The 26,703-nt window shown below is 72.0% G+C and carries 27 protein-coding genes; 18 read left to right on the top strand and 9 right to left on the bottom strand.

Annotated features, from left to right (window positions below; all coding sequences use genetic code 11):
• Positions 1–23 precede the first annotated feature (23 nt).
• From FS825_RS16980 to FS825_RS16960, 5 genes are read left to right on the top strand one after another with little or no spacing between them, the layout of a single operon-like run.
• Entirely contained in the window at positions 24–713 is a 690-nt protein-coding gene (locus tag FS825_RS16980; RefSeq protein ID WP_144715346.1) for an HAD family hydrolase, read from the top strand.
• A complete protein-coding gene (locus FS825_RS16975; RefSeq protein ID WP_144715344.1) occupies positions 710–1,222 on the top strand; it encodes a VOC family protein in 513 nt (170 codons plus the stop codon). The genes FS825_RS16980 and FS825_RS16975 overlap by 4 nt, the downstream gene beginning before the upstream one ends.
• Positions 1,223–1,236: 14 nt before the next feature.
• On the top strand, positions 1,237–1,719 hold the full coding sequence (locus FS825_RS16970; protein ID WP_260981296.1) for a GNAT family N-acetyltransferase: 483 nt from the start codon (positions 1,237–1,239) through the stop codon (positions 1,717–1,719).
• A gap of 51 nt (positions 1,720–1,770) precedes the next feature.
• Complete coding sequence (locus FS825_RS18865) at positions 1,771–2,391, top strand: TetR/AcrR family transcriptional regulator (protein WP_260981295.1); 621 nt, start codon at positions 1,771–1,773, stop codon at positions 2,389–2,391.
• Positions 2,388–4,058: an MDR family MFS transporter gene (locus tag FS825_RS16960; protein ID WP_144715342.1), complete on the top strand. Its 1,671-nt coding sequence runs from the start codon at positions 2,388–2,390 to the stop codon at positions 4,056–4,058. Before FS825_RS18865 ends, FS825_RS16960 begins: the two co-directional genes overlap by 4 nt.
• Before the next feature lie 266 nt (positions 4,059–4,324).
• Here the strand turns inward: FS825_RS16960 and FS825_RS16955 are convergent, their stop codons facing one another.
• Entirely contained in the window at positions 4,325–5,347 is a 1,023-nt protein-coding gene (locus tag FS825_RS16955; protein WP_260981294.1) for a LacI family DNA-binding transcriptional regulator, read from the bottom strand.
• Positions 5,348–5,522: 175 nt separating this feature from the next.
• Between FS825_RS16955 and uriH the strand changes: the two genes are divergently transcribed.
• From uriH to FS825_RS16915, 8 genes are all read left to right on the top strand, one after another.
• A complete protein-coding gene (gene uriH, locus FS825_RS16950) occupies positions 5,523–6,524 on the top strand; it encodes a uridine-preferring nucleoside hydrolase UriH (protein ID WP_144715340.1) in 1,002 nt (333 codons plus the stop codon).
• Between the two features lie 6 nt (positions 6,525–6,530).
• Positions 6,531–7,949, top strand: a complete 1,419-nt coding sequence (gene uriT / locus FS825_RS16945; protein ID WP_144715338.1) for a uridine transporter UriT — start codon at positions 6,531–6,533, stop codon at positions 7,947–7,949.
• Positions 7,946–8,803 (top strand): ribokinase, encoded by an 858-nt coding sequence (locus FS825_RS16940; protein WP_144715336.1) that lies wholly within the window; start codon positions 7,946–7,948, stop codon positions 8,801–8,803. Before uriT ends, FS825_RS16940 begins: the two co-directional genes overlap by 4 nt.
• A gap of 45 nt (positions 8,804–8,848) precedes the next feature.
• Positions 8,849–9,790 carry a Ppx/GppA family phosphatase gene (locus FS825_RS16935; RefSeq protein ID WP_144715334.1) on the top strand — a complete coding sequence of 314 codons (942 nt, stop codon included), beginning with the start codon at positions 8,849–8,851 and terminating at the stop codon, positions 9,788–9,790.
• 112 nt (positions 9,791–9,902) lie between these two features.
• A complete protein-coding gene (locus tag FS825_RS16930; protein WP_144715332.1) occupies positions 9,903–11,432 on the top strand; it encodes a sugar porter family MFS transporter in 1,530 nt (509 codons plus the stop codon).
• Positions 11,429–12,247, top strand: a complete 819-nt coding sequence (locus FS825_RS16925; RefSeq protein WP_222126960.1) for a DeoR/GlpR family DNA-binding transcription regulator — start codon at positions 11,429–11,431, stop codon at positions 12,245–12,247. The genes FS825_RS16930 and FS825_RS16925 overlap by 4 nt, the downstream gene beginning before the upstream one ends.
• Positions 12,248–12,376: 129 nt before the next feature.
• The gene (locus FS825_RS16920) at positions 12,377–13,426 is read left to right on the top strand and encodes an SIS domain-containing protein (RefSeq protein WP_144715328.1); all 1,050 of its coding nucleotides are present in this window, start codon (positions 12,377–12,379) and stop codon (positions 13,424–13,426) included.
• Positions 13,423–14,352, top strand: coding sequence for an ROK family protein (locus FS825_RS16915; RefSeq protein WP_144715326.1), 930 nt, complete (start codon positions 13,423–13,425; stop codon positions 14,350–14,352). The genes FS825_RS16920 and FS825_RS16915 overlap by 4 nt, the downstream gene beginning before the upstream one ends.
• 3 nt (positions 14,353–14,355) lie before the next feature.
• Here FS825_RS16915 and FS825_RS16910 read toward each other — a convergent pair whose 3' ends face one another.
• Positions 14,356–14,991, bottom strand: a complete 636-nt coding sequence (locus tag FS825_RS16910; protein ID WP_144715325.1) for an antibiotic biosynthesis monooxygenase — start codon at positions 14,989–14,991, stop codon at positions 14,356–14,358.
• Positions 14,992–15,091: 100 nt separating this feature from the next.
• On the opposite strand from FS825_RS16910, the gene FS825_RS16905 reads away from it, so the two are divergent.
• Positions 15,092–15,583 carry a DUF6328 family protein gene (locus tag FS825_RS16905; protein ID WP_144715323.1) on the top strand — a complete coding sequence of 164 codons (492 nt, stop codon included), beginning with the start codon at positions 15,092–15,094 and terminating at the stop codon, positions 15,581–15,583.
• Here FS825_RS16905 and ku read toward each other — a convergent pair.
• The gene (gene ku, locus FS825_RS16900) at positions 15,580–16,578 is read right to left on the bottom strand and encodes a non-homologous end joining protein Ku (RefSeq protein WP_144715321.1); all 999 of its coding nucleotides are present in this window, start codon (positions 16,576–16,578) and stop codon (positions 15,580–15,582) included. The two genes, FS825_RS16905 and ku, sit on opposite strands and share 4 nt — an antisense overlap.
• 112 nt (positions 16,579–16,690) lie before the next feature.
• On the opposite strand from ku, the gene FS825_RS16895 reads away from it, so the two are divergent.
• From FS825_RS16895 to FS825_RS18790, 4 genes are all read left to right on the top strand, one after another.
• Positions 16,691–17,209 carry a hypothetical protein gene (locus tag FS825_RS16895; RefSeq protein WP_144715319.1) on the top strand — a complete coding sequence of 173 codons (519 nt, stop codon included), beginning with the start codon at positions 16,691–16,693 and terminating at the stop codon, positions 17,207–17,209.
• Positions 17,210–17,243: 34 nt separating this feature from the next.
• Entirely contained in the window at positions 17,244–18,134 is an 891-nt protein-coding gene (locus tag FS825_RS16890) for an SDR family oxidoreductase (protein ID WP_144715317.1), read from the top strand.
• Positions 18,131–20,653, top strand: a complete 2,523-nt coding sequence (locus tag FS825_RS16885) for an ATP-dependent DNA ligase (protein ID WP_144715315.1) — start codon at positions 18,131–18,133, stop codon at positions 20,651–20,653. Before FS825_RS16890 ends, FS825_RS16885 begins: the two co-directional genes overlap by 4 nt.
• Positions 20,654–20,787: 134 nt before the next feature.
• The gene (locus FS825_RS18790; protein ID WP_186377313.1) at positions 20,788–20,943 is read left to right on the top strand and encodes a hypothetical protein; all 156 of its coding nucleotides are present in this window, start codon (positions 20,788–20,790) and stop codon (positions 20,941–20,943) included.
• 445 nt (positions 20,944–21,388) lie between these two features.
• Here the strand turns inward: FS825_RS18790 and FS825_RS18785 are convergent, their stop codons facing one another.
• From FS825_RS18785 to FS825_RS16860, 6 genes are all read right to left on the bottom strand, one after another.
• A complete protein-coding gene (locus FS825_RS18785; protein WP_186377312.1) occupies positions 21,389–21,565 on the bottom strand; it encodes a hypothetical protein in 177 nt (58 codons plus the stop codon).
• Between the two features lie 10 nt (positions 21,566–21,575).
• Complete coding sequence (locus FS825_RS16880; protein ID WP_186377311.1) at positions 21,576–22,538, bottom strand: sugar phosphate isomerase/epimerase family protein; 963 nt, start codon at positions 22,536–22,538, stop codon at positions 21,576–21,578.
• A 150-nt stretch (positions 22,539–22,688) separates the two neighbouring features.
• Positions 22,689–23,381: a fumarylacetoacetate hydrolase family protein gene (locus tag FS825_RS16875; RefSeq protein ID WP_144715311.1), complete on the bottom strand. Its 693-nt coding sequence runs from the start codon at positions 23,379–23,381 to the stop codon at positions 22,689–22,691.
• Positions 23,382–23,414: 33 nt separating this feature from the next.
• A complete protein-coding gene (locus FS825_RS16870) occupies positions 23,415–23,630 on the bottom strand; it encodes a hypothetical protein (RefSeq protein ID WP_144715309.1) in 216 nt (71 codons plus the stop codon).
• Positions 23,611–23,961 (bottom strand): hypothetical protein, encoded by a 351-nt coding sequence (locus FS825_RS16865; RefSeq protein ID WP_144715307.1) that lies wholly within the window; start codon positions 23,959–23,961, stop codon positions 23,611–23,613. Before FS825_RS16865 ends, FS825_RS16870 begins: the two co-directional genes overlap by 20 nt.
• Before the next feature lie 99 nt (positions 23,962–24,060).
• Positions 24,061–26,532 (bottom strand): phosphoketolase family protein, encoded by a 2,472-nt coding sequence (locus FS825_RS16860; protein WP_144715305.1) that lies wholly within the window; start codon positions 26,530–26,532, stop codon positions 24,061–24,063.
• Between the last annotated feature and the right edge of the window lie 171 nt (positions 26,533–26,703).

The raw sequence follows: 26,703 nt of genomic DNA, 5'->3' as shown, positions 1-26,703 counted from the left end.
TGCCTCCAGGCCAGGGTGGAGGGATGCCGGACGCACCCTCCACCGCTGTCCTGTTCGACATCGACGGCACCCTCGTCGACTCGAACTACGCCCACATCGACGCCTGGTGGCGCGCGTTCCTCGCCCTCGGCGAGTCCGTCGAAGCCTGGCACATCCACCGGGCGATCGGCATGGACTCCGCGAAGCTGCTCGAGGAGCTGCTGCCGGACGCCTCGGACGAGACCCGGGACACCGCGAAGCAGTACCACTCGGCGTACTTCGCCGAGCGCCAGCCGCGGCTCCGACTGCTGCCCGGTGCGCGCGAGCTCCTCCAGGCGGTCGCCGAGGCCGGGCACGCCGTGGTCCTCGCGACCAGTGCCCCGGAGGACGAGCTCGTCCGGCTGCGGGAACTGCTCGACGCCGAGGAGTGGCTCACCGCGGTGACGAGCTCCGAGGACGTCGAGCAGGCCAAGCCGGACCCCGGGATCATCCAGGTCGCGCTCGGCAAGGCCGGCGTCGAGGCCGACGCCGCGGTCATGGTGGGCGACGCGATGTGGGACGTCGAGTCGTCCGGCCGGATCGGCGTGACCTGCATCGGCGTGATGACCGGTGGCATCGGCGGCGACGAACTCCGCGGTGCCGGCGCGGCCGAGGTGTACTACGACGCGGCGGCCGTGCTCGCCGCGCTGCGAGCCGGGGAAGGCCCGATCGCCGCCCTGGCGGACGCCGCGTGAGCGTCCGGGGCATCGACCACGTCGGCGTGACCGTCCCCGACGTCGAGGCCGCCACCGCCTTCCTCGTCGAAGCCTTCGACGCCGAGGTGCTCTACGACACGCTGTGTGCCGACGACCCGCCGAAGGAGGGTCCTGCGACCACGGGTCGCCTCGGTGTGCCGGTGACCGCTCGGGAAGTCCGGATCCGGATGCTCGCCCTGCCCGGTGGTCCCGGGATCGAGCTGTTCGCGTTCGACCACGTGGACCAGGACGGCCCCGCGGTGCCGTCGGACCTCGGCTGGCAGCACCTCGCGCTGTACGTGGACGACCTCGACGCCACCCTCGAACGGGTCGTCGCCGCCGGGGCCACCGCGCTCGGCGAGCCCCGGCCGCTCCCGGGACCCGAGGCCGGCGACCGCAACCGGTTCGTCTACGTCCGGACGCCGTGGGGCAGCACCGTGGAACTCCTGACCTACCCGGACCCGCAGCCCTACGAGGAGCACACGTCGCGCCGACGCTGGCATCCGTGACAGGATCGTCCGTCGTGATCACGATCGAACGCGTTGCCTGGGAGGACCCGAGAGGGGTGGCGCTCCGCGCCACGATGGACGAGGAGATGCACGAGCGGTACGGCGCGTCGAACGACGACGAGGACCCGGCCGTGACGGCGGAACGGGGACGTGCGCTCGCGGTCGACCCCGCCACGATCCTCACCTCGATCCTCGCGATCGACGAGGGCGGCGAAGCGCTCGGGCACATCGCCGTCCGACGGCTCGGAGCGGAGATCGAGCTGAAGCGCCTCATCGTGCTCGCCGCCGCCCGGGGCAAGGGTGCGGCGACCGCACTGCTGGCCGAGGGTGAGCAGGTCGCCCGTGAGCAGGGGGCCGCTCGGCTCATCCTGCAGACCGGCGACAAGCAGCCCGAGGCCGTCGCGCTCTACGAGAAGACCGGCTGGACGCGGATCCCGGTCTACGAGCCCTACGTGGCGACGATGCCGTGGTCGTTCTGCTTCGAGAAGGCGCTCTAGCCCGGACTCCATGACATTGCACTTTCAGGGAGAGAGTGCAATCCTCGTCCGGTGAGCACCACCGAACGCACCCGCGCGCTGCGCCGACGCATGATCGTCGAAGCGCGCCGTTCGACGATCGCGCACGGGCTGCACGGCTTCACGATCGAGCAGCTCTGCGAGACCGTCGGGGTGTCCCGTCGGACGTTCTTCAACCACTTCGCGTCGAAGGACGACGCCGTCCTCGGCATCGAGATCGACGCCAACGACGACACCCTCGTCGAGTACGCCGCCGGACGAGCCGTCCCGGCTGACCTCGACCCGCTGGCGTCGATCGTGGCGCTGGCGATCGAGCAGATGCACCTCGTCGGGATCGACCGCGCCGACGAGGCACTGGTCCGCCAGGTCTTCGAGCGGGAGCCGGCCCTCGTCGCGCGGTTCCTCTCCGCGACCGACGTACAGCTCGCGAAGGTCACGGCGGCCGTCGCGACGCGCTTCGGGTGGACCGACCCGACGGACCGCCGCGCGCGGATCGTCACCGAGGCGACCGCAGCACTGCTCAAGGTCACTGCCGAGACCTACTTCGACGACGCCTACGACGAAGCCGCCGGACCGACGTTCGACGTGCTGCTCACCGAGAACCTTCGCCTGCTGCGGGCGGCCACCACCACCGGACAGGAACCCACCGCATGAGCGCCTCCGCGCCCGGCACGACCAAGCGTGCCCGCCCCGGATCCGACGGCCCACTGCTCCTCACGCAGCGCCGCATCTGGATCATCTTCTCCGCGCTCATCGCGGGGATGCTGCTCTCCAGCCTCGACCAGACGATCGTCTCCACCGCGATGCCCACCATCGTCGGCGAGCTCGGCGGCGTGGCGCACCAGGCGTGGCTCACCACCGGGTACCTGCTCGCGTCCACCGTCGTCATGCCGATCTACGGCAAGTTCGGCGACGTCCTCGGGCGCCGCAACCTGTTCCTCATCGCGATCGCGCTGTTCACGATCGCCTCGGCCGGGTGCGCGTTCGCCGGCGACTTCACGCAGCTCGTCGTGTTCCGCGCGATGCAGGGGCTCGGCGGTGGTGGGCTGATGATCCTGTCGCAGGCGATCATCGCCGACATCGTTCCCGCGTCCGAGCGAGGCAAGTACCTCGGCCCGCTCGGCGCCATCTTCGGGCTCTCGGCGATCGGCGGTCCGCTGCTCGGCGGGTTCTTCGTCGACCACCTCACCTGGAACTGGGCGTTCTACATCAACATCCCGGTCGGGATCGCGGCGTTCTTCGTCGCCTGGTTCGCGCTCACCCTGCCGACCAAGAAGGCCGAGAAGCGGATCGACGTGCTCGGCGTGGTCCTGATGTCCGCCGCGACGACCTGCCTGGTCTTCTTCTCGGAGTTCGGCGGCAGCAAGGACCACGGCTGGGACGCCCCCGAGACCTGGGCGTGGTTCGCCGGTCTCGTCGTCGCCGCGGCCCTCCTGGTCCTCGTCGAGTCCCGCGCCGCCGACCCCGTGCTGCCGATGGCGTTCTTCCGGAACCGCACCTTCCTGCTGGCGACCGGCATCGGCCTGGTGCTCGGTATCGGCATGTTCGCGGCGATCGGCTTTGTCCCGACCTTCCTGCAGATGGCGTCGGGCACGTCGGCCGCGGTCTCCGGGCTGCTCATGCTCCCGATGATGGTCGGCCTCATCGGCACGTCGATCCTGTCCGGCAACCTCATCACGAAGACCGGTCGCTACCGGATGTTCCCCATCGTCGGCACGGTGCTCGTCGCGATCGCGATGCTCGCGATGACCCAGCTCGCGGCGGACACCCCGATCTGGCTCATCTGCGCCTACCTGTTCGTCTTCGGCGCCGGCCTCGGGCTCATCATGCAGGTCGTCGTCCTGGTCGCGCAGAACGCCGTACCCGCGACCCAGGTCGGGACCGCCACGTCGACGAACAACTACTTCCGCGAGGTCGGTGCCTCCCTCGGCACCGCCGTCTTCGGTGCGCTCTTCACCGCGCGACTGACGACCTCGTTGACCGACGTCTTCCGGGGCGCTGGGGGATCGTCGGCCGATGCGGCGGCGTCGGCGGGCAGCATCGACCCCGCGACGGTGGCGAAGCTGCCCGAGGCGGTGCAGGACGGCATCGTGAACGCCTACGCCGACTCGCTCGCGCCGGTGTTCTGGTACCTGCTGCCCTTCATCGCGATCGCGTTCCTCCTCGCGCTGTTCCTGCCGCAGATCACCCTGTCCGACACCGCCGGCATGGTCGCCCGTGGCGAGGCCGTCGGCGGAGCCGAGGCGGACGAGCTCGAGCGCGCCCAGCGCGCCGGCCGCGCGGCCGCCGCGGCGGAGCCCGCGGACCGCGCCGAGCGGTAGCTGCCGCGCCGAGACTCGGCCCGCCGGACAGATCGTGCCCTGCTCGGGCCGGGAGATGTCCGCCTGGCCGAGTCTCGCCGTGATCGTCACCACAGAGCGGACGGGAGGCGCGGTGCCAGCTGACACCGCGCCTCCCGTCCGTCACCGCGCCCGCCCACTTCGCGGAGCCGGCCCGAGACTCGGCGTGAGCGACACTCCTCGTGCTCAGGGCCGCGAGACGAGTCGCCCAGGCCGAGACTCGGAACTGCGCCGCCGAGATTCGGGCGCTACGCGCCCGTACTCGCGCGCCGGACGAGACGCGCGGGCAGCGATGCCGTCTCGGGCGCGGTGCCGTCCAGCATCGCGAGCAGCCGGAGCGCCGCGGCCCGGCCGAGGTCCGCTCCCGGCAGGGCGACGCTCGTCAGCGCCGGCGCCGTCACCGACGACGACGGAAGGTCGTCGAAGCCGGCGACCGCGAGCTCCCCGGGGACCGCGATGCCGAGCTGTCCGGCGACCCGGAGCACCCCGTACGCCAGGGTGTCCGCGGCAGCGACGACCGCGGTGACGCCGTCCTCCTGCCAGGCCTCGATGACGTGTTCGGTCGCGGACGCCGCGGCGTCGATCGTGAGATCGGCGCGGGCGGAGACCTCGGACACGGTGATGCCCGCGGCGGTGCACTCGGCTTCGAAACGCTCCCGCCGGACGCCGAAGGTCGTCGCCCGCGAGGTCCCGTCGAGGTACCCGACGCGCCGGTGCCCCCGGTCGTGCAGGTGCCGCACGAGGTCGTGCACCGCCGGCGAGAGGTCGTAGTTGACGGCCTCGCCGCCGGCTCCGTCGCCGGGGGCATCCCCACCGGGGGCGTCGAGCAGGACGACGGGCACGGAGGCGGTCATCGACTCGCCGGCGGCCGGGGCGTCGACGAGGATCCCGGCGGGGCGGAGCCGTTCGAAGCGCCGGACGTCCGCGGCGACGGGCTGCGCGCCGCGCTCGGTGACCGAGAGGACGAGCTGGAAGCGGTCGCCGACGGTGTCCCGGACGCCGCGGATCACCTCGGCGAAGAACGGGTTCGACAGGTCGGGCGCGATGAGCACGACCAGGTCGCCGCTGCCCCGGGCGAGTGCGCTCGCGGCGTGGTCGACCACGTACCCGAGCTCGTCCACAGCGTCGCGCACGCGGGTGGCGATCGGGGCGGAGACCCGTCCGCGGTCCTTGCCGTTCACGACGAGGGAGACGGTGGCGATGCTCGTGCCGGCGCGCTCCGCCACCATCGCTGCGGTCACACGGCGGCCGGGAGCGGCGGAGGATGGCACCCGTCGATGCTACCGAGCGCGGGTGGGCGCTCCGATCGTCGCCCCGCGACTTGACGTCAAACGCTTGACGTGTTCTGATGTCAAACGCTTGACGCGCCGCGGGAGCTGATCCTCCGCCGCGGATCCCCACCGCGTCGAGCCCTGACCTCATCCCCGAAGAAGTGGAGCGCCCCGCGTGCCCGAGAAGATCATCCTCGACTGCGACCCCGGCCACGACGACGCCGTCGCCATCCTGCTCGCCCACGGCAACCCCGACATCGAGCTCCTCGCGGTGACGACCGTCGTCGGCAACCAGACGCTCCCGAAGGTGACCCGCAACGCCCTCGCCGTCGCCCGCATCGCCGGGATCACCGGCGTGCCGTTCGCCGCCGGCGCCGACCGTCCGCTGCTCCGCGAGATCGAGGTCGCCGGTGACATCCACGGCGAGAGCGGCCTCGACGGACCCGTCCTCCCGGAGCCCGCGTTCGAGCTCGACGCCCGGCACGCGGTCGACCTCATCATCGACACCGTCATGGCGCACGAGCCCGGCACCGTCACGCTCGTCCCCACCGGCGGTCTGACGAACATCGCGCTCGCCGCACGCAAGGAACCGCGGATCGTCGAGCGCGTCAAGCAGGTCGTGCTGATGGGCGGCGGCGTGCACGTCGGCAACTGGAGCCCGGTCGCCGAGTTCAACATCGTCATCGACCCCGAGGCCGCGTCGATCGTCTTCGACGCCGGCTGGGACGTCGTCATGGTCGGCCTCGACCTCACCCACCAGGCGCTCGCCACCCCGGAGGTCGCCGCGCGCATCGCCGCCGTCGGCACCGCCCCCGCCGCCTTCGTGGGCGAACTGCTCGACTTCTTCGGCCAGACCTACAAGGACGCGCAGGGGTTCGACGCGCCGCCCGTGCACGACCCGTGCGCCGTCGCGTACGTCATCGACCCGACCGTCGTCCGCGCCGTGAAGGTCCCGATCCACGTCGAGACCCAGGGCACCCTGACCCTCGGTATGACCGTCGCCGACTTCCGTGCACCCGCTCCGGAGGACTGCCGGACGAGCGCCGCGATGGAGCTCGACCACGGTCGCTTCTGGGACCTCGTGGTCGACGCCCTCGAGCGCATCGGCGAGACCCCGGACACCGGCTGGACGCCCCGCGCGGCCGACACCACCACCATCACCATCACGGAGCACTGACCCCCCATGACCACCACCTCGACGACGAAGTCGAAGCAGTCGATCGCGGCCCTGACCGCGGCGCTCCTCGCCGCGTGCATCGCGTTCCAGCTCAACGCCAGCATGCTCAGCCCCGCGCTCGTGACCATGGCGCGCGAGCTGCACACCGACGACGCCACGATCGGCCTCTCCCAGACGCTGTTCTTCACGCTGGCGGCGCTGTTCTCCCTGTTCCTCCCGCGGCTGTCCGACATCGTCGGGCGCAAGCGGGTCCTCCTCGGCATGCTCGCCGTGATGCTGGTCGGCAGCGTCGTCGCCGCGCTCGCCGGGAACGTCCCGATGCTGTTCGTCGGCCGGATGATCCAGGGCGTCACCGGACCCGTCGTCCCGATCGGGCTGCTCATCCTCCGCAACGAGATCGCCGACCCGAAGCGCTACGGAGCCGCCCTCGGCCTCCTCACCGCGGTGAACGGCGGCATCGCCGGGGTCGACGCCCTCGCCGGCGGCTGGATCGCCACGCACTTCGGCTTCCGCGGCATCTTCTGGGTGATCGCCGTCGTCACGGTCGTCGCGGCGCTCATGGTCGCGGCCTGGGGTGTCGAGTCGAAGCCGTCCGCCGGAACCCGGATGGACTGGTGGGGCGTGGTCCCGCTCGTCATCAGCGTCGGGGCGCTGCTCACGGCGTTCAACGAGGCCGGCAAGCTCGGCGCGGCGAACTGGGGGCTCGTGGTCGGCGGGATCCTCGTCGCCCTGGTCGCCTTCGGCGTCTTCTGGGCCGTCGAGTCCCGCGTCCGCGAACCCCTCGTCGAGACGCGGTTCCTCAAGCGCCGTGCGACCTGGGCCCTCCTCGTCACGACGCTGCTCACCATGACGGGCGTGTTCGCGGTGGTCAACGGGCTGGTCACCTCGCTCGCCCAGAACCCGGACAGCGGCTTCGGGATGGAGGCCGACCTCGCCTCGCTCGCGTTCCTCACGCCGTACGCACTGGTCGGTTGGATCGTGGGGCCGTTCGCCGGTCGGCTCGCGCCCACCCTCGGCTACCGCGCCGTGCTGCGCGTCGGCCTGGTCGGCAGCATCGTCGCCACCGTCCTCATGGCCGTCGTGGGAGTGCACTCGCTGCCGGTGCTCATCGCGGCGACGGTCCTGATCGGCATCACCTACGCCGGCATCGCGAACATCATCCTCAACGGCCTCGGCATCGTGCTGTCGCCGGAGTCGAACCCCGGCTTCCTGCCCGGCCTCAACGCCGGCGCGTTCAACCTCGGTGCCGGCATCAGCTTCGCCGTCCTGCCGGCGCTCCAGATCGCGCTCGGGACCGGCGGGTCCGCGGGCACCGCCGGGTACTCGGGTGGCATGCTGCTCGGGGCCGCGATCACCTGCGCGGCCCTCGCCACCTCCTTCCTCATCCCGCGCCCGGCCTCGGCCGAGACAGGAGCCGCCGCATGACCGGCATCGTCGTCGTGGGCAGCCTCAACGCGGACCTGGTGGTCCGCACGGAGCGCTTCCCGAAGCCCGGTGAGACCCTGCAGGGGTCGGACCTCGCGATCCTCCCCGGCGGCAAGTCCGCCAACCAGGCGGTGGCTGCCGGGAGGCTCGGGGGAACGGTCCGCCTGATCGGTGCGGTCGGCGACGACGGGAACGGTGCACTGCTCCGCGACTCCGTCGCGGCGGCGGGTGTCGACACGAAGCACGTCGCCGTCCGCGAGGGCGTGGCCACCGGCACCGCCGTCATCACGGTCGACGGCGCGGGGGAGAACACCATCGTGATCTCCGCCGGCGCGAACGGCACCCTGACGCCCGACGACGTGCCCGCCGACGCGTTCGCCGACGCCGGCGTGCTCGGGCTCTGCCTCGAGGTGTCGATCGACGTCGTCCTCGCGGCCGCTCGTGCCGCCCGTGCTGCGGGTGTCACGGTGCTCACGAACCTGTCGCCGTTCGGGGCCGTCCCGTCCGAGCTCCTCGAGCTGACGGACGTGCTGCTCGTCAACGAGCACGAGGCAGCCGAGCTCGGCGAGCACGGTGTCGCGCGGTCGATCGTGACCCGGGGCGGCGCGGGGTGCACGGTGCACGACGGCGACGATGACCCGGTGGCGATCGACGCCGTCCGGGTCGAGCCCGTCGACACCACGGGGTGCGGCGACGCGTTCATGGGTGCGGTCGCGCTGCGGCTGGCGGCGGGGGACTCCCTCGTCGACGCGGCGCGGTTCGCCGTGGGGGCCGGGGCGTACGCCGCGACGAAGCCGGGCGCGCAGGCGTCCTACCCGACCACGGCCGAGCTGGAGGCGTTCCTGCGGGCCTGAACCGTGCCTCCCGTCCAGCCCACCGGGGGCCGCTAGCGTGGTGCCATGCGCGTGGGAGTCCTCGACATCGGGTCCAACACCGGCCACCTGCTGGTGGTCGACGCCCACGGTGGGGCTGCGCCGCTGCCGGCGTCGTCGTTCAAGCAGCCGCTCCGGCTCGCCGAGCACCTCGACGACTCCGGAGCGGTGACGCCCGGCGGGGTGGACGCGCTGACGTTGTTCGTCGCCGACGCCGTCCGGGTCGCCGAGGAACGCGGGTGCGAGGACATGCTCGCGTTCGCGACCTCGGCCGTCCGTGACGCCGTGAACTCCGAGGCCGTCCTGGCCCACGTCGAATCGACCACCGGTGTCGAGCTCGCCGTGCTGTCCGGCGGCGACGAGGCGCGTCTGACGTTCCTCGCCGTCCGGCGCTGGTTCGGGTGGTCGGCCGGACGGCTCGCGGTGTTCGACATCGGAGGCGGGTCGCTCGAGGTCGCCGGCGGTGCCGACGAGGCGCCCGACGTGGCGTGGTCGATGCCGATCGGCGCCGCCCGGCTCGCCCGCACGTACTTCGCCGCCGGCAGGCCCACCGAGGACGACGTCCGGCGGATCCGTCACGAGATCCGTGTGGAGATCGCCCGCGACGCCGGGCTCCTGCTCCGCACCGGACGACCGGACCGCGCGGTCGCGACGTCGAAGACCTTCCGCTCGATCGCCCGGATCTGCGGTGCCGCCCCGTCCGGAGCCGGTCCGCTCGTCCCGCGGGTGCTCGACGGCGCGGAACTGCGGCGGAAGCTGCCGTCCCTGTTGACGATGTCGGTCGCCGAGCTCGCGACCCTCCCCGGGGTGTCCGCGAGCCGGGCGCACCAGGTCGTCCCGGGGGCGCTCGTCGCCGAGGCGTGCCTGGACATCTTCGACCTCGACGCGCTCGAGATCTGCCCGTGGGCGCTGCGCGAGGGCGTGATCCTCGAGCGGCTCGACCAACTGTCGGTGCTCGGGACGCCCTAGTCCGGCGGCCGTCGGAGGCGCGTCGGCCCGCGCATCTTAGGTCGCGGATCGTTTCCGTCGTGTGTCCGGTTCGTGCGCGAAAACGCGCACGCTTGCCCCCTTGTCTGCACGAATGCGTGCAGAGAAACTCATGGAGCACCCCCGCTCCTCGCACCAGCCGTCGGCTCGACGACCACTGCGGGAGCGTCCCTCCTCCTCCATGAACGTGACCGGGCAAGGACGACCCCAGATGCAACCCACACCTCGTGTTCCCGCCGAACGCGACCGCATGACGGGATACGTGTACATCGCGATCGCCGTCAGCACGCTCGGCGGCCTCATCTTCGGCTACGACATCGGTGTCTCCGGTGGTGCCGGAGGCTTCGTCGCCGGTGACTTCCACCTCGGCGCCTTCCTGCAGGGCGCGGTCGTCAGCGGATCCACCCTCGGCGGTGCGATCGGCGCCCTCGCCGGCGGCCCGCTCGCCGATCGCTTCGGTCGACGATGGACCCTCCTGCTCTCAGGGGTCCTGTTCAGCCTCGGCGCGCTCGTGTCCGCGCTCGCACCGGACCTGGCGGTCCTCATGACCGGCCGCGTGATCGTCGGCGTGGGCGTCGGAGCGGCCTCGGTCCTCGTCCCCGTGTACATCGCGGAACTCGCGCCGTCCCGGGTCCGGGGCGCGCTCGTCGCGGGCTTCCAGCTCCTCACCACCCTCGGGATCCTGGTCGGGTACGGCATCAACGCCGGTCTGGCATCGACCGAGGCCTGGCGCTGGTCCCTCGGTCTCGCCGCCGTCCCCGGTGTCCTGCTCTCGCTCGGTGTCCTGCTCATCCCGGAGTCGCCTCGGTGGCTCGTCGTGCAGGGCCGCCGCGACGCAGCGCTGCGGGTGCTCCGACGCATCCGCGGCCGGCAGGACGTGGCCCACGAGCTCGAGGAGATCGAGGCCGTGAACAACGAGGACGCGTCCGCGCACCGTGGTCGGTGGCGCGACCTGTTCCGCGGTTGGGTCCGACCGATGGTCGTCGTCGGGATCCTCGTCGCCTTCTTCGCGAACGGGTGCGGGATCAACCTCATCGTGTACTTCGCGCCGCAGATCCTGCAGTCGGTCGGGATGGGCTCCTCCGCCTCCCTGCTCGCCACGGTCGGGCTCGGCGTCATCAACGTCGTGTTCACCGCCGTGGGCATGGCGCTCGTCGACCGGGTCGGGCGGAAGCCGATGCTCCTCGTCGGTGCGATCGGGATGACCGTGTCGCTCGCCGCCCTCGCCGTCCTGCTCGCCCTGCCGGTGAGCAGCAGCACCGCGACCCTGTCGCTCGTCTGCCTCGCGGTCTACATCGTCGTCTACGCGGTGAGCCCCGGCCTCGTCGCCTACGTGGTGATCTCGGAGATCTTCCCCCTGCACGTCCGCGCCAAGGCGACAGCGGCGGCCACGTTCGTGATCTTCGCCACAAACCTGGTCATCGGGGTGTTCTCGCTCCCGCTGCTCGACTCGATCGGCGCCCCCGCGACGATGACCATCTTCGCGGTGGTCTGCCTCGTGTTCGTCGTGTTCTGCCTCCGCATGCCGGAGACGAAGGGGCGGACCCTCGAGGAGCTCGAGGAGCACTTCCGAGCAGGTTCGCCAGCAACGACCGTCGAGGACGGGACCCGCGTCGGCGCATGACTACGATCGAAGCACCTGCACACCACTCATGGGGGTCGTCGATGCCGCAGACGCCGGCCGAGCGCCGACAGGCGATCCTCGACCAGGTGCGCGACAGCGGCTACGTCCGCGCGGTCGACCTCACCACAGCACTGCACGTGGACTCCTCCACCATCCGGCGCGACATGGAACGGCTCGAGCGCGCCGGGCTCATCCGGAGGATGCACGGGGGAGCGTTGCCGGCGGACCCCGCCGACACGATCGACACGCCGTACGAGGTGCGGCGATCCCAGCACCTCGCCGAGAAGACCGCCATCGGCGTCGCGGCCGCGGCGCTCGTGCAGGACGGTCAGACCGTCTTGATCGACAACGGGTCGACCGCGTACCAGGTGGCTGCTGCGCTCGGTGACCACCGCGGCCTCACGGTGGTCACGAACGACCTCATGGTCGCGATGTGCCTGCGGAACCACGGGGTCCACCAGGTGCACGTCACCGGTGGGCTCCTGCTGGACACGGTCTTCACCCTGGTCGGCCCCGTCGCGACCCAGGCGGTCGAGGGGCTCCACGTCGACTGGGCCTTCCTCGGCGCCGAGGGTGTCGACCCCGACGCCGGCATCACGAACATCAACGTGGTGGAGATCCCGGTGAAGCAGGCGATGCTCGCCGCCGCTGAGCGCGTGGCGGTCGTGGCGGACAGTTCGAAGCTCGGGCGCCGGTCGCTGGCAACCGTGTGCGCGCTCGACGAGGTCGACGTCGTGATCACCGACGACGGCCTGCCCGCCGAGGCCCGCGCCGCCTACGGTCCGACGCTCCACTGGGTCCCCGTCAGGTCCTGACGGCTCGCCCGCCCTCCCTCACCCCTCTCCCCTTCCCCCGCACGCCGTGAACGCGGCCGCTGCGCCGATCCACCGATCCACCGATCCACCGATCCACCCCGGGAACGACCCGGGAACGAAGGAACCACCATGACCGACGGCACCGCCGAGACCTCCTCCTACATCGACGACATCCGGGAGCAGCCCGCCGCGCTGCGTCGGCAGGCGGACGCCCCGCTGCCGAGCGCGTTCGGAGACATCGACCTCCGTGACCACGACCGGATCGTCCTGACCGGCATGGGGTCGTCGGACTACGCCGCGATCCCCATCGAGCGGGCGCTGGGCGCTGTGGGACTGCCCGTCGTCCGGCTCGATGCCGGACAACTCCTCGACGTGCCGCAGCGCGTGACCAACCGCACCCTGCTGTGGGCGACGTCCCAGTCCGGGCGCAGCGGTGAGGTCGCGGCGCTCCGGGACGTCCTCTCGGGGTCGAACAAGCCCGCGTTGACCATCGCCACCACCGACGACACCACCAGCCCGCTCGCCGAGATGGCGGACGTGGTGCTCGAGCTGCACAGCGGTCCGGAAGCGACGGTCAGCACGAAGAGCTACCTGAACACCCTGGCCGCCCAGCACCGGGCCCTCGCCGTGATGACCGGCGCGGCGGTCGGCCCCATCGACGACGACATCCGTCGCATCGCCGACGAGGTCGCCGACCTGCTCGCCGAGTGGCCGGACGCCGATGCGTTCGCCGAGCAGGCGTGGAACGCGCCGCGCGCGCGGTTCGCGTACATCGGCATCGGCGACGACGCCGCCACGGCGCTCACCGGCGCACTCATCACCAAGGAGTCGAGCAAGGTGCCGGTCGAAGGGTTCGTGGGTGGTGCGTTCCGACACGGACCGTACGAGCTCGCCGGTCCCGGGCTCACGGCGGTGCTGTTCGGTCCGGGCGGCCAGGACGACCCCTTCCTCCCCGGACTCGCTCGGGACCTGACCGCCTCCGGTTCGACGGTCCTGACCGTCGGGCCACGCGCCTACGCCGGGACCACGCTCCTCGCCACACCGGACCGGGACAGTGCCCTCGCCCGGCTGGCCGTCGGTTCCGTCCGGACCCAGCTGCTCACCCTGGCCTTCGCCCGGGCGACGGGCGAGGTCGCGGGTCGGTTCCGGTTCGGCCAGAAGGTGACGGCGGCGCTGTGAACGCCCTCGCTCCCTGCCGGGTCGGGGTCGACCTGGGCGGCACCGGGTCGCGAGCGGTCGGGGTCGTCGACGGCCGGGTCGTCGCGTCGCGTGACGTCCGGAGCGCCGAGCTCGGCGCCGGGACCGAGGCCGAGCGGGCAGACCGGCTCGCGCAGCTCATCCGGGAGGTCGTCCCAGCCGGCGCGGAGCTCACCGCGGTCGGCATCGGGGCGAGCGGTCCGGTCGACGTCGAGGCCGGTGTGATCCACAACGGGGCGACACTGCCGTGGTTCACCGGGTTCCCGGTCGTCGCCGCGCTCCACGATCGACTGGGGGTCCCGGTCGGCATCGACAACGACGCCGTCGCCGCCGCGTACGGCGAACTCAGCACGATCAGCGGGCCGGCCGACCGGTTCCTCATGGTGACCCTCGGCACCGGGGTCGGCGTGGCCATGCTCGTCGACGGGCAGCCGGTGCGCGGTGCACACGGGGCACACCCGGAGGGCGGCCACATCCCGATCACGAGCGACCCCGAGCGGTGCTACTGCGGACTGACCGGGTGCTTCGAGCAGGCGGCCTCCCGCACCACGCTGCAGCAGCGGTTGAGCGAGGCTCTGGGCGGCGCGGAGACCGGACCGGGGCTCATCGCCGACGCGATGGCGATCGCGGCGGACGACGAGCGCGTCCGCGCCGTGTTCCGTGACTACGCGGTCGCGGTCGGTCGCGGACTCGCAGCACTCCACACGCTCTGGCAACCGCGGGTCACCGTCATCGGCGGCAGCGCGGCGATCTGCCTGCCGCTCATCCGCGAGGACCTCCACCGGGCACTGGCCCGGTCGGAGGACTACCACGTCGAGGTCGAGCTCCGCGCGGCTGCGCTCGGAGACGACGCCGGAGCGGTCGGGGCAGCGATGTCGATCGCACCGAGTCCCGTCCGACCGGCGTGAGCGTCAGCCGCCCGGGCGGGACTCCGCAGGCTCCCGAGGGGCGCGGGGCGGTGCCAGCAGCCACGGACGGATCATCCGCGTGACGAACGGCAGCACCCAGAACGTCATGATCGGCGTGAGCACGACGGTCGTGATCAGCACCCGCGGCAGCGCCGGCAGGTGCCCGAACGACGGGACGAGCACCCCGACGAGGACCGTGAACACGAGGTTCACCGGAAAGAACCCGAGCCAGATGCTCACCGCCTGCTTCCACCGCGGTGGAGCGCTCGACGCCGGGGCGTCCTGCGGGGCGTCGAACCAGCCCTCGATGCCGGTGCGCTTCTCGACGCGGGACTCCACCACGAGGTCGCGACCGAGGTCGAGCCACCGCAGCCGGTCGTCGGAGTTCTCCCACGTCGCGAGGGAGTCGTGGTCGGCGAACCGGTAGAGCATGTGCCACTCGCGGCTCGTCGCGTGCGACCGGACCCACCCCGAGCCGAGGAAGCCCGGGTAGCGGTTCGCGAGGTTCACGCCCGACTGCACCCACCGGGTGACGTCCGGGATGCGCTCGGGTTCGACGAGGCGGGTGATGGACACGGTGACGGGTGGGCCGCTGAGCGCTCGTGGCGTCGACGCGGCCCCAGGCTCTTCTGGAGTCATGTCCCCAGTCTCGCCGACCCGTGTTACCGGCTCGTGTCACCGGCGCGTGTCACTCCGGGGCGTGGAAGCACCGTCGGGCGGCGCTGGGTAGGTTCTGGGCATGAGCGAGGCGGAGGGCGAGACCGAGCGCGGACGGCACGAGACGCCGACCGAGCGCTGGGACCGCAACTGGACGGACATCCAGCAGGAGCTCCGGATCGTGCAGACCGGGACGCAGATCCTCGCCGGGTTCCTCCTGACGCTCCCGTTCCAGCAGCGGTTCACGACGCTCAGCAGCGGCGAGCGCGCTGTCTACCTGGCCCTCGTCGTGCTCGCGGTGGTGGTCACGATCGTGGCGCTGTCCGCGGTCGCGTCGCACCGGCTCGTGTTCCGGCAGCGGCAGAAGCACGACCTCGTGCGGGTCGGGAACGTCATCCTCATCGCCGCGCTCATCGCGAGCGCACTGTTGTTCGCCGGCACCGTGCTGTTCGTGTTCGACGTCGTCGTCGGTGACGTGGGCGGGGTGATCGGCGGGGTCGCGGTGTTCCTCGCGACGGCCGGACTGTGGGTGTCGATCCCGCTCGCCCTCCGCCGGACGAGCCGGGACGGCTAGCTGGCCCGCTTCTTCGCCGGGGTCTTCGCCGGGGCCTTCGCGGCGGGCTTCTTCGCCGACGCGGCGGGCGTCTTCTTCGCGGTCGTCGCCTTCTTCGCCGACGCGGCCGGTGCCTTCTTCGCGGCGGCCGCCTTCTTCGGTGCATCGTCGGACCCGGAACCGGAACGGGAACCGGACCCGCTGCCGGAACGCGACCCCGTGCCTCCAGACCGCTTCTTGTCCACCGACGCACGCAGCGCAGCCATCAGGTCGATGACGTCCCCGCCCTCGTCCTCGTCGTCGTCGGCGCGCTCGCCGAAGGTCTTCTCGGTGTCCACGTCGTCGCCGGCCTCGAGCTTGGCGTCGATGAGCTGCTGCAGCTCCTCCTGGTAGGCGTCGGTGTAGCGGTCGGGGTCGAAGTCGGTGGACATGCTGTCGACGAGCGACGACGACATCCTCAGTTCGGTCGCACTCACCTTGACCGACGCGTCGAGGCTCTTGAAGTCCGCGGCCCGCACCTCGTCGCCCCAGAGCAGTCCCTGCAGCAGGATGACGTCGTCGTTGACGCGGAGGACCCCGAGCCGGGTCTTCTGCCGGAGGGTGAACTGGACGATCGCCAGCCGGTCGGTCTTCGCCAGGGTCTCCCGGAGCAGGACGTACGCTTTGGGGGAGCGGGAGTCCGGCTCGAGGTAGTACGACTTCTCGAACATCATCGGGTCGACCTGCTCGACGGGCACGAACTCGAGCACCTCGATCTCGTGGGACTGCTCCTCGGGGAGCTTCTTGAAGTCGTCCGAGGTGAGCACGACGGTCTTGTCGCCGTCGTCGTACGCGCGCTGGATGTCGGCGTACTCGACCTCGTGGCCGAACTCGCAGACGCGCTTGTAGCGGATGCGGCCCTTGTCCTCGTCGTGCACCTGGTGCAGCGAGACGTCGTGCGTCTCGGTGGCCGCGTAGACCTTGATCGGCACGTTGACGAGCCCGAACGCGATGGAGCCCTTCCAGATCGACCTCATGCGCACATGATGCCCGCGTGCGCCCGGGCCTGTCCCAGTTCGGGGCGGATCGGCAGGTGTGCGGCGGTCCGGACGGGCGTAGCGTGCGGTGACGAACCGGGGGAGGGCTCGCATGGACGACGCAGTCGAGGACGACCGGATGGACGCGGCCGGGTGGTGGCGACTCGCCGGGCTGGCCGCACTCGGCGGCCTCGGGCCGTTCGCCGTCACGCTGCTCGGTCCCGCCCCGCACCCGTGGACGGCTGCCGTGGTCATCGCGCTCGCACTGGTGGTCGTGCTGCCCGTGCTGCAGCTGCGGGCGTGGTGGAGTCGCGGCGGACGTGCGGCCGTCCGGGCCACCCGGCAGTGGGTCCGTGCGGGCCGCGTCCCCGGGGACGTCCCGGACGCGGTGTGGCGTCCTCGCGTGCAGCGGTTCGCGGGCGAACTCCTGCGCAGACGGATCAGCGCGTGGGGAGCGGTCGCGCTCGCCGTGCTGTGGGGTGCGGTCGCGGTGTCCGGCCGGCCGGACGACTGGTGGTTCGCCGTCGTCTGGGCGGTGGTCGCGGTGGCGCAGTCCGCCGCCGACCGCGGCCAGCGGGCGGCGAGCGTCCGACTGCTCGCGACCCCGGCGCGGACGCCGGCGCAGATCTGAGCCCTCCGCCCGCCGGGACGAGCACGATGGGTCCATGAGCCAGCTCGACAAGCAGGATCCCCGCGACCAGTTCCCCCGCCCGCCGTTCCCCGCACAGACCCAGCAGGGATCCGGGCTGGCGAGCGCGATGGACCCGCAACCGGACCACGGCGAGACGAGCTACCTCGGGACCGGCCGGATGCCCGGCTACCGGGTCCTCGTCACGGGCGCCGACTCCGGCATCGGTCGGGCGGCGGCGATCGCGATGGCGAAGGAGGGCGCGGACGTCGCGCTGAACGCCCTGCCGGAGGAGCGCGACGACCTCGAGGCGGTCCGGGACGTCGTCGGCGACCTCGGGCGGAAGGCCGTCCTGCTGCCCGGTGACCTCACCGACGAGGCGTTCTGCGAGGTGCTGGTCCGCGACGCCGTGAGCGAGCTCGGCGGCCTCGACGCGCTCGTGCTCGTCGCGGGCCACCAGCAGGTGCACGCGGACGTCACCGAGCAGAGCACCGAGGACTTCGACCGGACGATGAAGGTCAACCTCTACTCGCTGTTCTGGCTCGTCCGGGCCGCGGTGCCGCACATGGCCCCGGGCAGCGCGATCGTGACGACGAGCTCGGTCTCGGCGTACCAGCCGCAGGACCGGATGATCGACTACGCCGCCACCAAGGCCGCGATCATCACGTACACGAACGGTCTGGCCCGGCAGCTCGCAGCGAAGGGCATCCGCGCGAACACGGTCGTCCCCGGACCGGTGTGGACGCCACTGCAGCCGATCAGCTACCCGGGAGACGAGATCGCGGCCTACGGGCAGGACACACCCTTCGGGCGCCCCGCGCAGCCGGTGGAGCTCGGGAGTGCGTACGTCTACCTCGCCGGTCCGGAGTCGTCGTACACGTCGGGCACCACCCTCACCGTGGCGGGAGCGACCGGGGTGGCCCTGTGAGCCCGTCGGCGCGGAAGACGGTCGTCCTCGTCGGCGACCGCCGCATCGCGCTGACGAACACCGACAAGGTGCTCTACCCGGAGACCGGCACCACCAAGGGACGGGTGATCGAGTACTACGAGCGGGTGGCGCCGTGGATGATCCCGCACGTGAAGGACCGTCCGGTGACCAGGAAGCGCTGGGCGAACGGCGTCGACGGCAAGGTCTTCTTCGAGAAGAACCTGCCGGACTCCGCGCCCGACTGGGTCCGGCACCACACCATCCACCACTCCGAGCACGACAACGAGTACCCGATCGTCGACGACCTGCCGACGCTCGTGTGGATGGCGCAGCAGGCCGCGCTGGAGCTGCACGTGCCGCAGTGGCGGTTCGGTCCCCGCGGCGGGCAGCAGAACCCCGACCGGCTGGTCCTCGACCTCGACCCCGGCGAGGGGGTCGGCCTGGCCGAGTGCGTGGAGGTCGCGTTCGCCGCCCGGGAGCTCCTGCACGGCATGGGCCTCGACCCGTACCCCGTGACGTCCGGGTCGAAGGGCATCCACCTGTACGCAGCGCTCGACGGGCGGGCCACCACCGCGAACGTCTCCGACGTCGCCCACGAACTCGCGAAGGCACTCGAGCAGGACCTGCCCGACCTCGTGCTCTCGTCGATGAGCCGTGCGGAACGGAAGGGGAAGGTCTTCGTCGACTGGTCGCAGAACAACGGCAACAAGACGACCATCGCGCCGTACTCCCTGCGTGGACGGGACCGGCCCACCGTCGCCGCGCCGCGGACCTGGGACGAGCTCGGCGAGCGCGGGCTCGCGCAGCTCACGATGGACGAGGTGCTCGAGAGACTGGAGGCGCGGGGCGACTTCCTGCACCCGGTCGCGTCCGCCTCGTTGGCCGTCGGACGCGACGACCACGGTCACTGGGACAGCGACCGGACCCAGCAGGCCAACGCCGCGGAACAACCCGGCCGAGACCGACTCGCCGCCTACCGCGCCAAGCGTGACGCGTCGAAGACCCCGGAGCCAGTGCCGGAGGACGCACCGACGGTCCGGAAGGACGGCATCCCGACGTTCGTGATCCAGGAACACCACGCCACCAGGGACCACTACGACTTCCGGCTCGAGCACGACGGCGTCCTCGTCAGCTGGGCCCTGCCGAAGGGGGAACCGACCGACCCGGGCAAGAACCACCTCGCCGTGCAGACCGAGGACCACCCGCTCGAGTACGGCGCGTTCGAGGGGACGATCCCGAAGGACGAGTACGGCGGCGGCACGGTCACGATCTGGGACGACGGCACCATCGACGTCGAGAAGTGGCGCGAGGGCGAGGAGGTCATCGTCACGCTGCACGGTCGCACCGGCGGCACCCGACGCCTGGCGCTCCTGCACACCCGGGGGCGCGGTCGCGGTCGGGACGGCGACGAGAAGAACTGGCTCATCCACCGCACCAAGGACCAACCAGACCGCCTGGCGGACGGCGGCGACGCGGCGGGGACGAGCCGCGCCTCCCGTCCGGGTGCCGCACCGGGGGACGGCGCTCGCCGGATCGCCGGGACCGCCACGGCGGAGACCGCCCCGTCGGACCGGCGGACCATGCAGGCCTCGCTCGCGAAGGGGGAGCCGACGCTCGACCCGGCGGACTGGGCGTTCGAGATGAAGTGGGACGGCATCCGCGCGCTCGCGACCGTCCGGGGTGGGACGGTGACGCTCCGCAGCCGGAACGACAACGACCTGACCGACCAGTACCCGGAGCTGCAGGAACTCGGCGAGCGCGCGGGCGTCGACGGGGTGTTCGACGGCGAGATCGTGGCGCTCGACGATCGTGGACGGCCGTCGTTCCAGCTCCTGCAGAACCGGATGGGGCTCACCCGGAAGCGCGAGGTCGACGCCGCACGGGAGGCGACGCCGGTCCGGTTCCTGCTGTTCGACGTGCTCGAGGCGGACGGCCACGAACTCACGCGCCTCGGGTACGAAGCCCGACGGCAGGCGCTCGCGACCGTCGTCGACCCTGGCGGCGCGATCGACGTCCCACCGGCCCACGACGGGGACCTCGCCAGCGCCATGTCCGAGTCCGCCGAGCGGGGGCTCGAGGGGGTCGTGGCGAAGAAGCGCTCCTCGAAGTACGCCGAGGGTCGGCGCTCCGAGGCCTGGCTGAAGCTCAAGCACCACGCCACGCAGGAGGTCGTCGTCGGCGGGTGGAAGCCGGGGAGCGGGCGTCGAGCCGGCGGGATCGGGTCGCTCCTGCTCGGGGTGCCGGGGCCGGACGGCCTCGAGTACGTCGGCAAGGTGGGCACGGGGTTCCGGGACCGCGACCTCGACGAGATCCAGGCGGTGCTCGGCGCGCTCGAACGGAAGACCTCGCCGTTCGTGGACGTGCCCCGGCCGGACGCCCGCGACGCGCACTGGGTCTCCCCGAAGCGCGTCGGCGAGGTGGAGTTCGCCGAGTGGACGTCGGACGGACGGCTTCGACAGCCGTCGTGGCGGGGCTGGCGGGTCGACAAGGACCCCGACGACGTCACCCGGGAAACCTGAGCATGCATCCGCATCGGGTCCGCCCGCGGCGAACTTCCGTCCCCCGTTCCGCTCGTGCGCGGGGGACGTTTCCGCCGTGACCGCCGTCGATCGTCCGCGGGCTGTTACCTTCGCCGGGACGAGAGGGGACGAGCATGAGCGCGAGCAAGTACCTGCCCCCGTTCACAGCGGCGGAACGGGGCACGGTCGGAGGGGACCGACCGGCGAGGGATCCCGAGGAGCCCGTGCGTCCGGTGGCGGGGACGGAAGCGACGTACGCCGACTTCCTGGGGGACGAGGTCGACGAGTGACGTCCTCCCCGGGCACAGCGCTGCTCGGGGAAGGCGACCCGTGCGCCGGATCAGGGAACGCACGGGCCGCCGTCGGAGCGCCGTGACCGGACGTTCAGGGATGACCGGCCACGGCGCGTCACGGACCGGGCGTGCTGAGCACACCCGGTGGCTCCACATGGGAGACGAGTCCAGGAGCCGGATCGTCACGCGCGGACCGGAGAGCTTCTTCCCGCGGCGCTGATCAGCGCCGGCGGGGACACGGCTGCGCGCGGTGTGCTCTTCCGTCGGTGCGGCGCGGCGCGGTGCGGTGAGCGCGTTTGCGAGCGCGCACGTGCGCGTGCGCATCCGCGGCGCACGTGTCCGCGACGCGGTGCTGGAGACCGAGACCGCGCAGATCGGCCGGCTGCCCTCGGTCGTGACGGTGCGGGTCGGCAGGGGTCAGGTCAGGTCAGGTCAGGTGAGGTCACGGCGCGGGAGCGGGACCGTCCGCCGGAGCGGAGTCGTCGGCGACGGGGAGGTCCTCGGCGATCAGCTCGTCCTCCTCGGGCTCGGTGACGTCGGCCGCGGCGGCCTTCGCCTCGTCGATGGACTCCTGCGAGCGCCGGAGGAGGTCGTCGTCGTGTGCTGCCTGGTCGGTCATGCCTGCGACGCTACGCGGGCGTTCCTGTGTCGGCGTCACGTCGCCGCTCGTTCCGCGCCGGGGCAGTCGGCGGCTCGAAGTCGACCGCGGAGGTCGGGGCGGGAGTCGTCGGCATCGCTGGTGCTGCGGGCGCGCCGAACGCGTCGGCAGCATCGAGCACGGCCCTGGTCGCCGCCGCGGCCGTGCGGAGGGCGTCCCCGATCGGCATCGCACGGTGCGCAGCGGTCCGGACCTCGACGCCCCACGGCTCGTCGAAGCCGAGGTCCCGCACGGTCCGGACGAACCCCGGGAGGTCCCACGCACCGGCACCGGGCAGGTGCCGGGCTTCGCGGGACTCCTCGGCCAGTGTCATCCCGGCGGGTGTGTGCAGCAGCCCGTCGCTCAGTTCGACCGCAGCGAGCGCGACCGGGGCGACGCCGGCTCGGATGGACGCGAGCGTGGACCCGCCACGGAGCGCGTGCATCGCGTCGACGAGGAGTCCGCCGTTCGGGTGTCCCGCGGCCGTGACGAAGCGGGAGGCCCGCTCGACGGTCGGCAGGTTCGACCACGGCTCGGGCTCGAGGACCAGTTGCGCGCCCACCTTCGCGGCCTGCCCGGCGAGATCGACCCAGTCGTCCATCATCGCCGCGGGCGAGGTGCCTGGGAGCGTGGTGTCCGCGTGCACGACCACCTGCCAGGCGCTCAGGGTCGCTGCCGCCTCGAGCAGGACTCCGCGATCGGCGTCCTGGTCCGCGGTGCGGTCCTCACTCGACCACCACAGTTCGAGCGGACCGAGCTGGACCCAGACGATGCCGGCCGCGTCGAGCACGCGGCGGAGCGCGGCGAACCCGATGGTGGCCCGGACCTCGTGCAGATCACCGAGGGAGAGGGAGAGTCCGGCGAACCCGGCGTCCCCGACGGCACGGATCCGCTCGGTGACGGGTTCGGTGCCGGCCCACGTCCAGGACGTCGCGAGCAGGTCGTGCTCCTGCACGGCGTCACCTCCGGTGTCCGGACACGTCCGCTCGCCCCGCGCGACCGCGTGTCCCGTTCGTTGGACGCCACGGGCCCCCGCCGGCGTCGAGACATTGCTACTCGCCCAGCCTGCGAGCGTTCCCAGTCCGCCGTCATCCGCGCGAAACGGTCAGACGATCGTGGTCGTCACCGAACCCACCCCGTCGATCGCGCCGACCAGGACGTCGCCGCGGTCGAGGGGCCCGACGCCGTCCGGTGTCCCCGTCATGAGCAGGTCGCCCGGGGCGAGCTCGACGAAGCGGGACAGTTCCGCGATCGTCTCGGCCACCGACCAGATCTGGTCGGCGAGGTCTCCCGCCTGCCGGAGTTCCCCGTTCACGCGGAGCTCGATCCTGCCCGTGGTCGGGTCGGTTCCCGTCTCCGGCCCGGCTGGCACGATCGCGCCGATCGGAGCCGAGGCGTCGAAGCCCTTCGCCAGGTCCCAGGGGCGACCGAGCCGCTTCGCCTCGGCCTGCAGGTCCCGCCGGGTGAGGTCGATCCCGACCGCGTAGCCCCACACGTGCGCAAGGGCGTCGGCGACCGCGATGTCGCTCCCACCGACACCGATCGCCACGACGAGCTCGACCTCGTGCTCGAGGCGGGCCGTCATGGTCGGGAACGGGGCGCCGGCACCGTCGACCACGACCGCATCGGCCGGCTTCGTGAAGAAGAACGGCGGCTCGCGGTCCGGGTCGTGGCCCATCTCGCGGGCGTGTGCGGCGTAGTTCCGTCCCACGCAGAACACCCGGCGGACGGGGAAGCGCCCACCGGTCGAGGTCGGGACGGTCGGGAGGGTCGGGGCCGGGATGACGAGCTCGCTCACCGGTCCAGCGTGGCACCGGCTCGCGGCGGCCGCTCAGCCCTCGGAGATCGAGGCTTCCCAGCGGAGCTTGCGGGCCCGTGCTCGTTCCTCGCGCTCGCGCCACTCGATCCGCATCTCCTCGAGCAGTTCCACGTCGCCCGCCGCCCGCACGAGCGGGCCGTAGTGCGGGTGCGCCAAGAGGCTCGGTGTCCGGCGTTCCATCCGATCGAGTCGAGCCTTGAAGCTCACGTCATCTTCGTCGGAGATCATCGTCCGATCCTTCCTCTCGTTCTCGGCGCCTGCGCGCGGCCGTCGTTTCGTGGTCGTCGAGTGACCGTTCGACCCACTTGTCGTCGTCGGTGGCCCACGCTCGGGTCATGAGCGCTTCCACCATCAGGACGGCCGCGTCACGCTGCCGTTCGTCGCCGGACAGCGCCCGCTCGACCACCCACGACCAACGCTGCCACCAGTGGTCGCGGTGCCCCAAGAACTCTGTGTTCCGCCGCGCCCGACGCCCCTCGGACACCGTGACGACGACGCTCGCCACGGCCACCAGCGCGCCGAAGCCCGACACCGCCGCGCTCGTCCATCCCGTGTCCATGACCCCACCGTGACGCACGAGGACCGGCCACGCTGCGAGCGTGACCGGTCCTGTGGACGGTGATCCGCGCCTCCCGTCCGTGGAGGAGCGACCGTGGGGTCAGTTGCCGGGCGCGGCCGCCTCGGTCTCGCCCGCACCGGGGTCGCCACCCGTGCCCTCGGACGTGTCGTCGTCCTGGGGCCACCCGGAGAAGTGCCAGTCGCTCACCGACGGGTGGTCCTCGCCGCGCGTCCAGGCGAACGTCCGCGCGGCCTCGCGCGCTGCGGAGAGCCGGTCGAGCAGGTCCGCGTGCACCGAGGCGTCGACCCGCGTCAGCGCGTCGTGCGCGAGCGCGTACCGGTCCATCTGGTTGCGCATGAGCATGTCGAACGGTGTGGTCGTCGTGCCCTGCTCGAGGAACCCGTGCACGTGCAGGTCGTCGTGCCCGTGTCGCCGGTAGGTGAGCTGGTGCACGAGCGAGGGGTACCCGTGGAACGCGAAGACGGTGGGCGTCCCGGGGAGGAACAGCTCGTCGTACCGCTCGTCGGCGACGGGGTGCTCGTGCTTCCGCGGGTCGCCGAGCGCGAGGAGGTCGACGACGTTCACGACCCGGACGCCGACCCCGGGGGCGTGCTGGCGGATGATGTCCGCGGCGGCGACCGCCTCGACGGTGGGGACGTCCCCCGCGCAGGCGAGCACGACGTCGACACGTCCGACGTTGTCCTCGGTGCCGGCCCAGTCCCACACCCCCATGCCCGCTGCGACGTGGTCGATAGCGTCGGGGAGCGACAGGAAGACCGGCTCCGGGTGCTTGCCGGCGACGATGACCTCGATGCGGTCGGTCGTCTCCAGGGCGTGCGCTGCGACGGCGAGCAGGGCGTTCGCGTCCGCCGGCAGCTTGATCCGGACGAGGTCCTGCTGTTTCGACGCGACGACGTCGAGGAAGCCGGGGTCCTGGTGCGAGAAACCGTTGTGGTCCTGCCGCCAGACGTGCGACGACAACAGGATCGACAGGTTCGAGACGGGCGCGCGCCAGTCGATGTCCGTCGCCGACTCCAGCCACTTCGCGTACTGGCCGACCATCGAGTCGATGATGTGCGCGAACGCCTCGTACGTGTTGAGGATGCCGTGCCGCCCGCTGAGCACGTAGCCCTCGAGCATGCCCTCGAGGAGGTGCTCGGACAGCACCTCGGTCACCCGTCCGTGCGCTCCGAGGTGCTCGTCGCCGACGCCGCGCTGCGCCCGCCACACACGGCTGGTGACGTCGAAGACGGCGTCGAGCTTGTTCGAGACGGTCTCGTCGGGGCCGAACAGTCGGAACGAGGACGGGTTCCGCTCGATGAGCGCGGCGAGCCAGGGGCCGAGCGTGCCGGTGGCGCTGGCGCTCTCGCCGACGGGGACGCCGAACTCCTCGAGCCCGGGCCGGTCGAGCGCGGTGCGGATCCGACCACCGTTCGCGTGCGGGGTGGCGCTCATCCTGCGGTCACCCGTCGGTCGGATGGTCGTGAGGATGCCGATCGGCTGCCCGGCGTCGTCGAAGAGCTCCTCGGGACGGTAGGAGCGCATCCACTCCTCGAGTTGGCGGCGGTGCTCCTCGTTCTCCCGGACCGCGGGCAGCGGGACCTGGTGCGCGCGGAACGTCCCCTCGACCTGTTCCCCGTCGACCTCCTTCGGGCCCGTCCAGCCCTTCGGGGTCCGGAGCACGATCATCGGCCACCGGGGACGGAGGTCGGCCGCACCGGCGGGCTGTCCGGCGGCGGCCCGCTGCGCCTGCGCGCGGGCGGCGGCCTGGATGTCGTCGATCGTGGCGAGGGCACGGCGGAGCGCCCCGTCGAAGAGGGCGTGGACGGCGAAGGGGTCGTCGCCGACGCGGCCAGAGTCGACCACGATCGGCTCGTACCCGAGGCCGCGGAAGTACGCGTGCAGGTCCTCGTCGGGGATGCGGGCGAGGATCGTGGGGTTCGCGATCTTCCACCCGTTGAGGTTGAGGATCGGGAGGACCGCACCGTCCGACACCGGGTCGAGGAAGGTGTGTGCCTGCCACGAGCCGGCGAGCGGTCCGGTCTCGGCCTCGCCGTCACCCACGACACACGCCACGACGAGGTCCGGGTTGTCGAGCGCCGCTCCGTACGCGTGCGCGAGGGAGTAGCCGAGCTCGCCGCCCTCGTTGATCGAGCCCGGCGTCTCCGGCGCCGCGTGCGAGGGGATGCCGCCGGGGAAGGAGAACTGGCGGAAGAACGCCTGCAGCCCGGCCGGGTCCGGGGTGATCGCGGGGTAGAGCTCGCTCCAGGTCCCCTCGAGCCAGGCGTTCGCGTTCATCGCCGGGCCGCCGTGTCCCGGACCGCAGATGTACAGCAGCTGCCGGTCGGTCTCCGCGATGAGGGCGTTGCAGTGCGCGTAGACGAGGTTGAGCGCCGGCGAGGTCCCCCAGTGCCCGAGGAGCCGCGGCTTGACGTCGTCGGGGCTGATCGGGCGGTCGAGGAGGGGGTTGTCGAGCAGGTAGATCTGCCCGACGGTGAGGTAGTTCGCGGCGCGCCACCAGGCGTCGATCGCGCGGATCCGGTCGGTGCTCGTGGAGGATGCGGGGGCCATGCCCCCACGGTACGAAAGGGCGGCGCTGTCGGGCTCAGAAAAGATTCCAAACCGTTCCGGGAGGGGTGCCGAATGAGTGTCACAAGGGCAAACGCCCGGAGCGCTCACCGGCCGCAGGTAGCTGGTTCTCCACCCTCGCACGGGGTGTGTTCGGCGTGCTCACAGCAGAGA

Origin of the sequence: Curtobacterium pusillum (genome assembly GCF_007680845.1) — a bacterium.
In the GTDB taxonomy this organism is placed as follows: domain Bacteria; phylum Actinomycetota; class Actinomycetes; order Actinomycetales; family Microbacteriaceae; genus Curtobacterium; species Curtobacterium pusillum_B.
The sequence above is the reverse complement of the archived record's forward strand: the minus strand, read 5'-3'. Positions and strand labels throughout refer to the sequence as shown.